Here is a 15,118-nt window from a genome sequence, read left to right on the forward strand (position 1 = left end):
CTCAGGACTGAGAAGGGGTGTTTTTCGTTGAAAGCGCTTTACTTTTCCCCTACAATATATGAAAAGATGGTCTGAACAGGGGGGAGCGAATACAATGAATGTCATTCGGAATGATTTTAAAACCTGGAAGCGCTTTGTGAAAGAAGGCGTGCTCGATGAATCCCGTATTCAGAAGCGGGTGGCCGCTTCATGGCACCGCTGCAAAAAAGCTGATGTCAATCCTTATCTTGAAAAGGGGCCGAATGTGATGCCGGCAGATCATTTAGAAAGGCAGGCCGAGAAGCATGCATTATTCTTAGCGGCCTCGGCACCGTATGCAGAAAAAATGAAAACGGCGATGCGGGAAATGGAAATGATGGTTCTCCTGATTGATGCCGACGGCGTTGTCCATTCAGTTGACGGCCACCCGCGCACCATTCATGAAGCGAACCGCATCAATTTCTTAAAAGGCGCCTGCTGGACAGAAAAGGCGGTCGGCACGAATGCGATTGGTACGGCCCTTTATACAAATGAGCCCGTCATGGTACACGGTTCTGAACATTATTCGCTCGCTTCCCATCAATGGAGCTGTTCCGCCGCGCCGATCCGTTATGAAGACGGGCGGCTGGCGGGTGTCATTGATATTTCCTGCCCCGCCTCCCGCGCTCAGCCCTTTATGCTCGGAATGGCTTCCTCCATCGCCTATACGGCGGAACGGGAGTTGGCCTTAAAGATGAAGATGACAGAGCTTGACATGATCAGCAAATTCGCCGGGCTTACCCGTTCTCGTGAGCCAATCGTGCTTTGCAATGAAATCAACCGGATTATCGCCGCAAGCCCCCCCGTTCAGCATTTTACCGGACATATGCTGCGTGAGCTTGAGGAACAGGGCTTTCAGATCAAGCAGGCGAAACGGGAGGAGAACGGCTTCACATGCTTTTATGTAACCAAACGGGAAGAAAAGCCGGCCTTTATATTTCATGGTGCCGCAGGCAAAAGCCGGTCATCCCGACATATGCTGGAGCAGCTGGAGCTTGTCGCCCGAACGGACGCAACCGTCTGTCTGACGGGGGAAACCGGGACAGGAAAGGAGGTCGCCGCCCGGGCGATTCATAACAACAGCTCCAGAAAGAACGGTCCGTTTATCGCCGTCAACTGCGGAGCGGTCCCCGAAAAGCTGATTGAAAGCGAATTGTTCGGCTACACGGAAGGTGCCTTCACCGGAGCGAAACGGAAAGGACAGATCGGCGCTTTGCAAAAAGCCGATAAGGGCACGCTTTTCCTCGATGAAATCGGAGAAATATCACATTCCATGCAGGTCGCTCTCTTACGGGTGCTGCAGGAACGGAAAGTCACCCCGATCGGCGGGACAAAAGAAATTCCCGTCGACATCAGAATCATCACCGCTGCCCACACTGATCTGAGACAGCTTGTCGAAAGCAAAAAGCTGAGAGAAGATTTGTTTTACCGGCTTCACGTCTGTCCGATCCATCTTCCGCCATTAAGAGAGCGCACTGAAGACATTCCCGGCCTCTTCTTTGAATTTCAGCGAAACCGCAGCTGGCCGGGAGAGCTTCCGGATGACTTTTTAGACATATTAAAGGGCTGGAAATGGCCGGGGAATATCAGAGAATTGTTTAATGTGTTTGAACGTCTTTCCGTCATGTTCCCGGACGGACGGCTGTCCGGACGTCCACTCGCATCCCTGCTTGAAGCGTCAGGTCTTAAAGAGGCGGCCCAGCCTTTTCAAGAAGAAGCGCCTCCTGTCTCTATCCGGGAGCACATCCAGAAAAACATGATCGTAAACGCGCTTGAATCGGCGAAGGGAAATGTCACGCAGGCCGCCAAAATCGCGGGAATTCCGCGTAGCACGTTTTACAAACGCCTCAAAAAATTCAAACTCACCGCCGGACAATTGTAAGAAACAAGCATACTTCTCTTGGCTGCCGGACACGTTATGTGTGAGGCCCAAAGGAGGTTTGAGACGTGAATACACAGCGTGCGAAAGATATTGCTGAATCCGCTGCCATGGCGTATGTGACATATGAGGGAGTCCCGATTTATATTCAGCATGTCAACGAAGACAAAGAAACAGCCAGAATTTTCCCGGTCGGAAATCCTCAATTTGAGCAGGAAGTACTGCTTTCTGATTTACAAGAGCATTTTTGAGAACAGGTCTGCTGATCACAGCAGGCCTTTTATGTTCCTGTGAGAACTTTCCCGCTTTTTGAGAAAAATAACTAAAAATGATTAAATGATCTAACTCTCCCAAACCCGGTACAGATAAGCCGTTCTCATGATATAAATAAAATGTAAACGTTATCAGAGGAGGGCTTCACATGACAGACAAATCATTCTCAATCGTTATTGCAGGCGGCGGCAGCACATTTACCCCCGGAATTGTATTAATGCTTTTGAATCACCTGGAAGAGTTTCCGATCAGAAAGCTGAAACTTTATGACAATGATAAAGAAAGGCAGGAGCGGATTGCGGGTGCGTGTGAGGTATTCTTAAAAGAAAAAGCGCCGGACATTGAATTTTTGGCGACTGATGACCCAGAGACGGCTTTTACGGATGTTGACTTCGTTATGGCGCATATCCGCGTCGGGAAATATGCGATGCGCGCGCTTGATGAACAAATCCCGCTGAAGTACGGCGTGGTCGGACAGGAAACATGCGGGCCGGGCGGAATCGCATACGGCATGCGGTCTATCGGCGGCGTGCTGGAAATCCTTGATTATATGGAAACGTACTCGCCTGACGCATGGATGCTGAATTACTCCAATCCGGCGGCGATTGTGGCTGAGGCTACACGGCGCCTCAGACCGAATTCGAAAATATTGAACATCTGCGACATGCCGGTCGGAATCGAGGATCGCATGGCGAACATCCTCGGATTATCTTCCCGAAAAGAAATGAACGTCCGCTATTACGGCTTGAACCACTTCGGCTGGTGGACTTCCATTACAGATCGGCACGGAAATGATTTAATGCCGAAGCTGAAAGAGCATGTCCGTGAATACGGCTACGTTCCGAAGACGGAGGCAGAACAGACTGAAGCAAGCTGGAATGACACATTCAAAAAAGCGCGCGACGTTCAGGCGGCCGATCCGGATACGCTTCCGAACACGTATCTGCAATATTACTTATTCCCGGATGATATGGTGAAAAAATCAAATCCGAATCATACGAGAGCCAATGAAGTCATGGAAGGGCGCGAAGCTTTCATCTTCAGCCAATGTGACATGATTACACGTGAACAGTCGTCGAAAAACAGTGAAATTAAAATTGACGATCATGCTTCCTATATCGTCGACCTTGCCCGGGCCATCGCTTACAACACCGGGGAGAGAATGCTGTTAATCGTTGAAAATAACGGCGCGATCGCAAACTTTGATTCATCAGCCATGGTTGAGATTCCTTGTCTCGTAGGTTCAAACGGACCGGAACCGCTCTCAGTCGGTAACATTCCGCAATTTCAAAAAGGCCTGATGGAGCAGCAGGTATCTGTCGAAAAACTGACAGCTGAAGCTTGGGAAGAGCGGTCATTTCAAAAGCTGTGGCAGGCGCTGATCCTGTCAAAAACAGTACCGAATGCCCGTGTGGCAAGACTGATCCTTGAAGATCTGATGGAGGCTAATAAAGACTACTGGCCTGAGCTTGATGTAAGTCCGTCGCATATTTCCTGATGACAATCTTCCCCGTTTTCTTCATCTGTTATTCTATATAATAGAAAGAAAACGGGGGGATTTTGGGATGAGTCTTGAAGAACTGGTTAATCAGCATTACGCGAAATTGAATGACAACGATTTTTATATTTTAAAATATATATTGAATCATAAGCATACGTGCTATCATCTCGGTATCAATGATATGGCGAAAGCCTGCAACGTCTCTCGGTCTTCCATCCTGCGGCTGGCCCAAAAACTCGGCTTCAGCGGTTACAGTGAATTCCGGGTTTTTCTAAAATGGGAGGATCAGCCTGAAGAGGGCGAGAATATGACGTTTGAAAAGCTGATGGATGATATTGAAGCCAACGTAAAATACATGAAATCAAAAGATATGACGGAGATGTGCCGGCTGATAGATGAAGCAAAACGGATTTTCGTTTACGGATCGGGCACGGCTCAGAGGGTGTGCGCCCGTGAGCTGCAGCGGATGTTTGTATCCCGGCGGAAGTATCTGATTTTAATTTCAGACATCACAGAGTTTGATATCATGTGTGACGATTTTAAGGTCGATGACGTATTCATCATTATTTCTTTATCCGGGGAAACACCCGAATTGATTCCGCAGGCAAGGACCTTGTCCGCAAAGGGAGTTCCGTTTATTTCGATCACCAATCTGAAAAATAACGTACTGGCGCAAACGACGCCGTATAATCTTTATGCGACCAGCAAGCCGGTGACGTTAAGCGATAAAACGGAAATCGTCGCATTTGCCCCGTTTTTTCTGGTGGGTGAAGCGTTATTCCGTGCATATGTTGATTATAAAGAGCTTGAAAATTTCGATAAATAGCGGGGGGTCACATGAAATGATGCAAAAAGTCCAGCGCTTCGGCAGCGCGATGTTTGTGCCTGTTTTGTTATTTGCATTTTCCGGCATTATTGTCGGTCTGAGTACGCTCTTTAAAAATAAAACGCTGATGGGGCCGCTGGCTGATCCTGACGGGCTTTGGTATCAATGCTGGTACGTCATTGAACAGGGCGGCTGGACCGTCTTTAATCAAATGCCGCTCCTGTTTGCGATCGGCATACCTGTCGCTTTAGCGAAAAAAGCGCAGGCGCGGGCTTGTTTGGAAGCGCTTACAGTATATTTGACATTCAATTACTTTATCAATGCGATTCTGACGGTTTGGGGCGGGGCTTTTCATGTCGATATGAATCAGGAAGTCGGCGGCACGAGCGGGCTGACGATGATCGCAGGCATCAAAACGCTTGATACGAATATTATCGGCGCCATCTTTATTTCATCTATTGTCGTTTATTTGCACAATCGGTATTTTGATAAAAAACTTCCGGATTTCCTGGGGATTTTTCAAGGATCTTCGTACATCGTCATTATTTCTTTTTTCATTATGATACCGATTTCACTTGCGGTGGCATACGTATGGCCGATGGTTCAGTCCGGAATAGGATCACTGCAAAGCTTTCTCGTATCTTCCGGGGCGATCGGCGTGTGGATTTACACGTTCCTAGAGCGGATTTTAATTCCGACGGGCCTGCATCATTTTATTTACTCGCCGTTTGTTTACGGTCCGGCTGTGGCTGAAGGCGGTATCGTCACCTATTGGGCACAGCATCTCGGGGAATACTCCCAAAGTGTCAAACCGCTGAAAGAATTGTTCCCGCAGGGGGGCTTCGCGCTTCACGGCAACTCGAAAATCTTCGGCATTCCGGGAATCGCGCTCGCCTTTTACGCCACGGCTTCAAAGGAAAAGAAAAAAATCGTCGCCGGCCTGTTGATTCCGGTCACCTTGACATCCATTATCGCCGGGATTACGGAGCCGATTGAATTTACATTCCTTTTTATCTCGCCGTTTTTATTTGCGGTTCACGCTTTGCTTGCCGCTTCCATGGCAACCGTCATGTATATGGCCGGCGTCGTCGGAAATATGGGCGGCGGTTTGATTGAAGCGGCGACCTTGAACTGGATCCCGCTGGCGTCAAGCCACGGCATGACGTATGTATACCAGATCATCATCGGATTGTGCTTTACCGCCATTTACTTTTTCGTCTTCCGTTTCCTCATTCTTAAATTCAACATCGCCACACCGGGCAGAGAAAAAGAAGAAGGGCAGGAAACAAAGCTCTATTCGAAAAAGGAGTACAGAGAACGGAAGCAGGCTTCAAAAGAAACAGCAGCGGCAGACGAAACACAGCGGGATACAGCCGCTTTGTATATTGAGGCGCTGGGCGGAAAAGACAATATTATGGAGGTCACCAATTGCGCCACCCGTCTCCGCGTCACTGTCGCTGATGATTCAAAGGTCAAAAGTGATGCCGATTTCAGAGAGCTGGGAGCCCACGGCGTCGTCAGAAAAGGCAGGGCGCTTCAGGTCATCGTCGGATTAGGCGTGCCGCAAATGCGGGAGCGTGTTGAGAAAATACTGAACGGTTAACATACTGCAGCAGCAGGCTGTGTGCAGAACGGGAAGAGCGCTGGTTTATCCGGCGCTCTTTTTATGTGTTGAAAAAATGTCTGAATTTGTCATACCTTTGCCACCTGTACATGCAGGAGTGAATGACTTCTGTGATGGGCGTTTTAATTAGCAATTAAAAATAGGAGGCAACACAATGACAAACTATACGACTTTCTTAGGGCTTTACAAACCCGATAAAACTGAGGGTGTTGAAGTTGAAAGCATTGCTCAAAACTTTGAAGCGATTGACAGCAAAATCGGTGCCGCCCTTAGCGATGGCACGTCAACTTATGAAAACTTAAACGAAAGACTTAAAATGTATGAAAACAGGTTTGAACATGTTACAGAGCGAAACGTTATGGATTTTGGGGCTAAAGGTGACGGAGTAACTGATGACACGCAAGCATTTCATGATGCTATGGCCGACGGAGGTTATGTCGTAACAGTCCCCGAAGGTGTATTCAGAACATCAGGATTGTTTGTTCCGTCAAATACAATGCTTGTCGGAGCAGGCAAGAAAAGAACGGTCATTAAGCTATTAGACGAAACACCTGTCGGCCGTTCTGTACTGACCAACAGTGACTATACGAACGGTAATGAAAATATTTACGTCGGCCATCTCACGCTGGACTGGAACAAGGATACGCGTCCTGCCGGCTGGAAGATTCCGAAAGGGCCCACTTCAAGCTGTTTGCTTTTTGCGAATGTGGACTATTCTTTTGTCGAGCATGTGTTTGCGAAGAACGGCGGCCTGCACGGCTTTGATTCTACAAGCCCGAACTATAACAGACATGGAGAAATGGACGACCCAACTTATTATCAGCCCAATGGATGTAACTTTGTAACGTTTTCTCATTGTGAAGCAACAGGGTCCGGCGATGATAACTTTACTTGTCATTTCGGGAAACATACGACTTTCAGCCATTGCCTCTCTTACCATCCTATGGGGTTAAATGATGGAACTTCTAACACGAACTGTTTTGAAATTGATGACGGTTCTCAAGACGTAATGATTGATAGTTGTATCTCAATTGGAGGAGTCCGGGGCTTTGAGATTAAAGCACATGGTTATGCACCGGCAGCGAAGAGAGTACAGCTTGTTAACTGTCGCGCATACGAAAATGCCATTGGATACAGCATTCGCCATATCGGCCACCACACAGCAAGCGATCCCCAGTCAGCGACAGCCCATGATGTGCAGCTCGCGAATTGTATCGCGTATAACCCTAAACCAAATGAGCTTTACAAAGGGGCGGGTCCAAACGCGTTGCAAATATCAGGATATGATGGTGTGAGTGTTGTGAATTTCCATGCTATTTGTGATGATAGTTCAATTGATTATAAGGGTAATTCTGTAGTCAGCGTATTTTATAAAGGACGCTTAATTAGCTTAAAGAATATAACCATTCGCGGATTTAAGACTGCAGACAATGACTTATATATTGTCGGCGGGGATAACTCAGTAGGTAAAGTAATGGTGGATGGTGTCACCTTGATTGACTCCGGAAAAAATGGGGTTGCATTTGGCAGCGGAATGTACGAGTCTGTTGTTAGTAATGTTTGGGGACAGAGATCTCCAAAAAATAATAGCGGGACAGTTGGAATTTATTCCTCAGATCCGGACCTTAATGTATCCAATTGTGATTTTTCAGGTTATGAAACTGACTTTAACATCGGAGGAACAGTCACTCCTTATTTCTTATTCAAACATAAAGGAAGCGGAGTCATCGGCTCCCGTGAATCTCACGCTACAGGCAACAATAATTTTGTGGCTGGTTCTGTTCGGGGAAGGGCAACCGGAGCGGCTCAATCTTCAGTGCTTTCTTCGTACAATACAATTAACCCGAATTCAGATTCTGTAGCACTTGGCTGGGCTGCCGGCAGCACTCCGTCATCGGCAAACAGAAAAATTGAGCTTCACGCAAAAGAAGGAACAATTAAGGCTTCGGGAGGCGTAACAGGTTCCTCGACATTCTCTGACTACGCCGAGTATTTTGAGAGCCTGAGCGGGGAGAAGATTCCGACGGGAACACTTGTCACACTTGAAGGTGATAAGATCAGACCGGCTGAAAAAGGTGATCTCATGCTTGGGGTTATTTCCGAGACTGCCGGAGTGATTCTTGGTGAGTCGAGTTTTCACTGGTCGGGACGATACGTAAAGAATGAGTTTGGCGGCTATGTATATGAAGAACAGAAAGATGCGAACGGCCATACGGTCATGGCGCCAAAAGAAAATCCGGACTTTCGTCCTGAAGAAGACTATGCTTCAAGAGAAGAGAGAGACGAGTGGAACATTGTCGGGCTTATCGGCCAGGTATATGTCAAATGCGATGAGACTGTGGAAGCGGGTGATTTTATTCATGCCCATAACGGGATTGCCACAAAATCCGACTCTCCAGATCAGCGCTGGCAGGTCATGAGAGTGATCAAAGAGTTTGATGCTGATAAAGGATTTGGGGTCGCTCTCGTTTTTATTCGTTAAATGAAATGACAAAGCATAAATGCCTAGCGGACGCCTTTTTAAAGGCTCCGCTAGTTCATTTTAAAATCAAGGCTCCGGTTCAGACGCTGGTAAAAAGAAAAGATAAGCCAGCCTCCTTATATTTACACGCTTCAATCCTTCAATTTTGATCTTCAATGATTTCCGTATTTTCTTCATAAAGTACATAATAAAAGGTGCGGGTTCAAGGGTTAATCCTTTATTCATTTACGACAAACAAATAAAATAAATATACATACAACTGAACAAAGAATTTGGAGGCTTACACATGTCAAAGGCTTTATCATATGTAAAACCGTATTCTCTGTTAGCGGGGATCGCTCTGTTTTTCATGCTCATCGAGCTTGCGGTAGAGCTGATACAGCCCCTGCTGATCGGGAAAATCATTGACGAAGGAATCTTGAAGCAAGAGCTCGGAACGGTCTGGCTGTGGGGCGGCGTGATGATCGGTCTGACCGTTGTTTCATTCGCCTCGGGCATTTTAAATTCTTTCTACTCCGCCCATATCAGCCAGAGCTATGCGTATGATACGCGAAAAGGACTTTTTCGAAAAATTCAATCCTTCTCCTATTCGACGTTTGCGCAATTCTCATCCACATCATTTATCACTCGGCTGACAAACGATGTGACGCAGGTCCAGAATATGCTTTTCATGAGTCTCCGATTTATGCTCCGGGCGCCGTTAATGATCGCGGGCGGTATTATTCTCTCGCTGACCGTTAATGCGAAACTCGGGTTTTTTCTGCTGGTCACGGTGCCGATTTTACTTTTGTTTTTACTGTGGGTGCTGAAAAGAGGCGGCGCGCTGTTTCGGTCTGTGCAAAAGCGGCTCGATCAGGTCAATACGATCATGCGGGAAAACCTGACGGCGATCAAACTGATTAAAGCGCTCCTTCGTGCAAACCACGAAGTGAAACGTTTTTTGAATTCAAATACGAAGCTGATGGAGAAAACAGTATCCGCTTTTCGACTCGTGGAAGCGGCGATGCCGATCTTAATGCTGTTGATGAACATCTGCATTTTATTTATCTTATGGTTCGGCGCCAAAAGCATTGATCAGGGCGGAGCGCAGGTCGGCGATGTCGTTTCCGTCATTAACTATGCGACGCGGATTACAGGCGCGCTGTCCGTCCTTCCTTTTCTTATCATGGTATTTTCCCGGGCGAAGGCTTCCGGAGAGAGAATCGGCGAGGTGCTGGAAACAGAAGGCGGCGAGGGGACGGGGCACGACCCGGCACAGGCGCTTGCAGGCGGCATTGAGTTTCGCGAAGTATCCTTCCGCTACCCGGACATGGAAAAAGACGCGCTGCATCGCGTTTCCTTTTCTGCCAGTCCGAAAGAGACGGTTGCTATTATGGGCGCGACAGGCTCAGGAAAATCAACGCTTTTTCAGCTGATTCCGCGCCTGTACACGGCTGATTCGGGCAGTATTTTCATTGACGGCAAACCGATCGGTGAATACTCCGCTCATGGGCTGCGCAGGGAAATCGGCTATGTTCCGCAGGAAGTGCTCCTGTTTTCGGGCACAATCCGTGAAAATATCGCATGGGGGCGGGAGGATGCTTCACTAGATGAAGTAATGGAAGCCGCCAAAGACGCGCAAATCCATGAAACAATTATGAAGCTGTCAAACGGATACGACACGGTGCTGGGACAGCGGGGCGTCAATTTGTCAGGCGGGCAGAAGCAGCGTATTTCCATCGCGCGCGCTTTTATCAGAAAGCCGTCCCTCCTGCTGTTAGATGACAGTACGAGCGCGCTGGATCTTCAGACGGAAGCAAAGCTTTTAAAGGCGATCAGATCCTATGAATGCACGACACTGATAATTACGCAAAAAATAACGACCGCGATGAAGGCTGACACCATCTTATTGCTTGAAGACGGCGAGCTGCTGGCAAAAGGCGCGCACCAAGAGCTGATGGCAGAGTCTCAGCTGTACCGGCAGATTTATGAATCACAATTCGGGAAGGAGGGAGCGGACAGTGCAGAAAGACATTCGTAAACCTTTCCGATATCCGAAAATACCGCTCAAATCAAATGAAGGCGGCAGAAAACGCGCGAAAGCAAAAGATACAAAAGGCACACTGCGCAGGATCTGGTCTTATGTAGCCGAGAAAAAAGGGCTTTTGACCCTTGTGATCATTATGGTAGTCATAAGCGCCGTATTTGGTCTCCTCGGACCGTTCGTCATCGGGAAAGCGATTGATCATTTTATCGTCGGGCGGACGACAGACGGATTGGCGGGGGTGCTGTTCATACTGTTTGTGATTTACCTCGTGCAATCTTTGTCCTTATGGTTTCAAAACTATTGGATGATCAATATTTCTCAAAGCACTGTGTTTAAAATGAGGAGCGAGCTGTTTACTCATCTGCATGAACTGCCGATTCCGTTTTTTGATAAACAGCGGCTCGGCGACTTGATGAGCCGGGTCACCAATGATATTGAAAATGTCAGCTCCACTTTAAATACATCAGTCATTCAGGTGCTGTCGAGTGTCATTACATTTGTCGGCACAATCGCCGTCATGCTGTACATGAGCCCGCTTTTAACATTGATCACACTCTTGATTATTCCGATCATGTTTTTGAGCATTAAATGGATCACCAGCCGGACGGGACTGCTCTTTAAGCAGCAGCAGAAAAACCTCGGCGAGCTGAACGGTTTTATTGAAGAGTCGATATCAGGAGCGAAAGTCATTAAAGCCTATTCGAGGGAAGACCGCGTCATGGAGCAATTTTTAGAAAAAAACGCGGCGTTAAAATCATCGGGATTTTGGGCGCAGACAATTTCGGGATTCATTCCGAAAGTAATGAACTCTTTAAACAATTTAAGCTTTACGATTATAGCGGCGGTCGGCGGGCTGTTTGCGCTGAAAGGGTGGATCTCAATCGGCTCCATCGTCGTATTCGCTGAGTACTCGCGGCAGTTCACGCGCCCTCTGAATGATTTAGCCAATCAGTTCAACACGATGTTATCGGCCATCGCAGGGGCTGAACGGGTGTTTGACGTGCTTGATGAAAAACAGGAGCGGGAAGACGAAGAGCATGCGCTGTACCAGCCGATCAAAACGGGAGAGATTGAATTCCGAGATGTCTCCTTCGGCTATCAGGAAGACAGCCTGATCTTAAAACATCTGTCCTTCAGCGTTCCGAAAGGACAGTCAATCGCCTTTGTCGGCCCGACCGGAGCGGGTAAAACAACTGTCACAAGCCTGATCGCCCGCTTTTACGAGCCGAATGAAGGGAAAATTCTTATCGACGGAACGGACATCAAAAAACTGACGAGATCCAGTCTGAGAAAAAATATGGGGTTTGTCCTGCAGGATTCCTTTCTTTTTCAAGGCACCATCAGGGAAAATATCCGCTACGGCCGCTTGGATGCATCTGACCTAGAGGTGGAGGAAGCCGCTAAAGCCGCCAATGCCCACGGCTTCATTGAACGGCTCCCCAAAGGCTACGATACCGTTCTTACCCAAAACGGCGCGGGCATCAGCCAAGGCCAAAAACAGCTCATTTCCATCGCGAGAGCTGTGCTGGCGGACCCGGTTCTGCTCATTTTGGATGAAGCGACAAGCAACATTGATACGGTGACGGAAGTGAAAATACAAGAAGCGCTCGGCCGTTTAATGGCGGGCAGAACGAGCGTCATCATCGCTCACAGGCTGAACACAATTCAAAAAGCCGATCAGATTCTTGTGCTGAAAGACGGCGAAATGGCTGAAAAAGGAACCCATGCCGAACTTCTCAGCCAGAACGGTTTTTACCGGGAATTATATGAAAGCCAGTTCAGGGAATCATAAACAGGAACAAAGGCCTCCGACAGAGTGCGGAGGTCTTTTTTTGCGGGGATAACTAGTACTTTTAAGTTATTTTCGTTAAATGTAACAAAATTACTTGACGTAAATAAGTTATGTATATATACTAGCTTACATAAAGTAAGTGATAATAATTTTCAAGGAGGATTTTATGAATAAATCATTCGAAACAGGAACACTGCTTTTAAGAGTTGTAACAGGTATTATCTTTTTTGTTCACGGTTTATCCAAGTTTCAAGGTTTAGAAGGCACAACGCAATTTTTCCAGAGCATCGGGATTCCGGCCTTTATGGTCTATGTCATCGCAACGATTGAGCTGGCCGGCGGGGTTCTGATCTTTTTCGGCCTGGCAACGCGCATTATCGGCGTTCTGTTTGCCATCACATTAGTCGGCGCCATCTTCACGGCGAAGCTTTCCTCACCGTTTATGGGCGGATCGGAATTTGATTTCATCTTACTGGTTGCGTCAATTCACTTAGCGCTTTCAGGAAGCCGTCTGCTTTCATTGGATCAGCTCCTTTTCAAATCAAAAAAGGGAGAAACTTTTTCAGCATAAGAAAGAAGGCGTTCAAATGACCGGCATTCATCAAGATACGGCACTGGGTTATGTCAAATTGACCATCAAAAATATGGAGCGGTCGCTCGACTTTTATCAAAATGTGATCGGCTTTCAAGTCATCTCGCAAACCAATCGTTCCGCAGAACTGTCAGCAGACGGAAAACGCGTCCTGCTGGTGCTTGAAGAAAATCCAGGCGCCGTCATTCTGCCGGAGCGGTCTGTCACCGGCCTTTACCATTTCGCGATTCTTCTGCCTGATCGGAAAGAACTGGGCATCGCATTGGCCCGGCTGATTGAAAACGGCATCGCGCTCGGTCAGGGGGATCACGCGGTCAGTGAGGCTCTTTACCTGTCTGATCCGGACGGAAACGGCATTGAAATATACGCCGATCGTCCCCGCAGCACGTGGCAGCGCGATGCAGAGGGCAATTACGTCATGCAAACGGCGCCCGTCGATGTGGACGGGCTTTTGGAAGAAGCCGGAGCTGAACGGAAAAGCCGTCTCCCGGAAGGAACCGTTATCGGGCACATTCATCTCCATGTGACGGATTTACAGGAAGCCAAGGCTTTTTACACCGATATTCTCGGTTTTGACATTGTCGGCAATTACGCGGCCATGTCCGCCCTGTTTGTTTCAGCGGGAGGATATCATCATCACATCGGTCTGAATATATGGGCCGGAAAACATGCGCCGCCGAAACCGGGAAACGCCAGCGGGCTGGATTATTACACTATCGTGCTTCCGCATCATGAAGAGCTGTCACGTGTGACAAAAGCGCTGACCGATGCCGGCTGCGAGATTGAAGAAAAAGAAGCGGGCATATTCGTCAAAGACCCTGTTTCAGGGGCGGATATCGCATTTACACTGTAAGAAAAAAACCTTGCCGTCTAATCGGCAAGGTTTTTTATTTTGAAGTTTTTTTGAAAACTTCCCCAAAACAAAAACGATAAGGGATTAGCCTTAATGTCCGTTTTTGAATTGATCTGCTCGCTTCAGGCCTGGTCAGAGAGGTGTATGGGCAGATTTTGAATAGTAAAGAAAATGAGCCGCATCCGGTCAGAAGATGCGGCTTTTTCATATACAATTTACAATTGTGTGAAAAATATCCAAAGTGAATTGTGCTTCCTGATTCTTCCTGATATGATAAGCCGAAAAAGGAGAACCTGAATAAATGAATTCAAATGCAGCACGGACGGAACAGCCGATGAAGCATAACGGAAACCGGGTGACGGTCAAGGACTTTATTATTCTTGCCAAACCGGGAATTATCATCTCAAATTCACTCGCCGCATTGGGCGGATTTTGGATCGCATGGCTTCAGTCAGAAAGGACGGGCGAAGGGCCCGGGATATTTGCCGCTATGATGATCGCTATGATCGGAACGGCGCTTATCATGGCATCAAGTACTGTTTTTAATAACTTCTTTGACCGCGGCATGGACGCCAAGATGGCGCGAACCCGCACCCGTGCAAGCGTCACGGGTAAAATACCGCCGCCGGTCATGATCCTATACGGCACCTGTCTCGGCGCATGCGGATTCATCATGCTTGCTGCGCTTCATGTACTGACCGCCGTTCTCGGCCTGCTTGCATTTTTGCTGTATGCCGTCGTTTATACGCTTTGGTTTAAAAGACAATCCGTCTGGAGCACTTTTGTCGGCAGCTTTCCGGGGGCGGCTCCGCCCTTGATCGGCTATTGCGCCCTGACCGGGTACATTGATATGCCGGCGGTGTTGTTATATGCGATTATGTTTTTGTGGCAGCCGCCGCATTTCTGGGCGATCGGAATCAGGCGAAAGGAAGAGTATCGTGCTGCCGGAATTCCGCTTTTGCCGATTATAAAAGGCAATCGTGTTACAAAAATAAAAATGCTGCGTTATATCGCCGTTCTGACTGCGGTTTCGCTGCTCGTCCCTCTTTATATCGATGTCAGCCCGTTTTATACCGCCTCCGCTTTCCTGCTCGGAGCCATCTGGCTGTACCGGAGCGTCAAAGGCTTTCGAGCAGCCGATGACACGCAATGGTCGAAAGGGATGTTTTTTTACTCGATTGTTTATTTCAGTCTGCTTTTTCTTATTTTAATGGCTGATTCGTTTATTACGGCGGTTCTCAGAACGTAAACA

At 47.8% G+C, this 15,118-nt stretch carries 11 protein-coding genes; all 11 read left to right on the forward strand.

Translation table 11 applies throughout. The features are described from left to right. The first annotated feature begins 94 nt into the window (after nucleotides 1–94). The 11 genes from QRX25_RS03950 to cyoE all read left to right on the forward strand — a co-directional run bounded on the left by QRX25_RS03950 (nucleotide 95) and on the right by cyoE (nucleotide 15,115). Nucleotides 95–1,900, forward strand: a complete 1,806-nt coding sequence (locus tag QRX25_RS03950) for a sigma-54-dependent Fis family transcriptional regulator (protein WP_212100675.1) — start codon at nucleotides 95–97, stop codon at nucleotides 1,898–1,900. A gap of 65 nt (nucleotides 1,901–1,965) precedes the next feature. Beyond that, nucleotides 1,966–2,148: an H-type small acid-soluble spore protein gene (locus QRX25_RS03955; RefSeq protein ID WP_013351413.1), complete on the forward strand. Its 183-nt coding sequence runs from the start codon at nucleotides 1,966–1,968 to the stop codon at nucleotides 2,146–2,148. A 170-nt stretch (nucleotides 2,149–2,318) separates the two neighbouring features. After that, complete coding sequence (glvA, locus tag QRX25_RS03960; protein WP_065980961.1) at nucleotides 2,319–3,668, forward strand: maltose-6'-phosphate glucosidase; 1,350 nt, start codon at nucleotides 2,319–2,321, stop codon at nucleotides 3,666–3,668. A gap of 67 nt (nucleotides 3,669–3,735) precedes the next feature. Further along, on the forward strand, nucleotides 3,736–4,497 hold the full coding sequence (locus QRX25_RS03965; protein WP_115998034.1) for a MurR/RpiR family transcriptional regulator: 762 nt from the start codon (nucleotides 3,736–3,738) through the stop codon (nucleotides 4,495–4,497). Nucleotides 4,498–4,513: 16 nt separating this feature from the next. Next, a complete protein-coding gene (locus QRX25_RS03970; RefSeq protein WP_071348563.1) occupies nucleotides 4,514–6,100 on the forward strand; it encodes an alpha-glucoside-specific PTS transporter subunit IIBC in 1,587 nt (528 codons plus the stop codon). A 175-nt stretch (nucleotides 6,101–6,275) separates the two neighbouring features. Further along, a complete protein-coding gene (locus QRX25_RS03975; protein ID WP_212100677.1) occupies nucleotides 6,276–8,603 on the forward strand; it encodes a peptidase G2 autoproteolytic cleavage domain-containing protein in 2,328 nt (775 codons plus the stop codon). A gap of 286 nt (nucleotides 8,604–8,889) precedes the next feature. Next, nucleotides 8,890–10,623 carry an ABC transporter ATP-binding protein gene (locus QRX25_RS03980; RefSeq protein WP_212100679.1) on the forward strand — a complete coding sequence of 578 codons (1,734 nt, stop codon included), beginning with the start codon at nucleotides 8,890–8,892 and terminating at the stop codon, nucleotides 10,621–10,623. Beyond that, nucleotides 10,604–12,421 carry an ABC transporter ATP-binding protein gene (locus QRX25_RS03985; protein ID WP_212100681.1) on the forward strand — a complete coding sequence of 606 codons (1,818 nt, stop codon included), beginning with the start codon at nucleotides 10,604–10,606 and terminating at the stop codon, nucleotides 12,419–12,421. The genes QRX25_RS03980 and QRX25_RS03985 overlap by 20 nt, the downstream gene beginning before the upstream one ends. 166 nt (nucleotides 12,422–12,587) lie before the next feature. Then, a complete protein-coding gene (catD, locus tag QRX25_RS03990) occupies nucleotides 12,588–12,992 on the forward strand; it encodes a DoxX family oxidoreductase CatD (protein WP_065980967.1) in 405 nt (134 codons plus the stop codon). Nucleotides 12,993–13,008: 16 nt separating this feature from the next. Next, complete coding sequence (gene catE / locus QRX25_RS03995) at nucleotides 13,009–13,866, forward strand: catechol 2,3-dioxygenase (protein WP_065980968.1); 858 nt, start codon at nucleotides 13,009–13,011, stop codon at nucleotides 13,864–13,866. 301 nt (nucleotides 13,867–14,167) lie between these two features. Then, nucleotides 14,168–15,115 carry a heme o synthase gene (gene cyoE / locus QRX25_RS04000; protein WP_115998029.1) on the forward strand — a complete coding sequence of 316 codons (948 nt, stop codon included), beginning with the start codon at nucleotides 14,168–14,170 and terminating at the stop codon, nucleotides 15,113–15,115. The last annotated feature ends 3 nt before the right edge of the window (nucleotides 15,116–15,118 follow it).

It is taken from the genome of Bacillus sp. L381, from assembly GCF_030284525.1.
Lineage (GTDB): Bacteria > Bacillota > Bacilli > Bacillales > Bacillaceae > Bacillus > Bacillus amyloliquefaciens.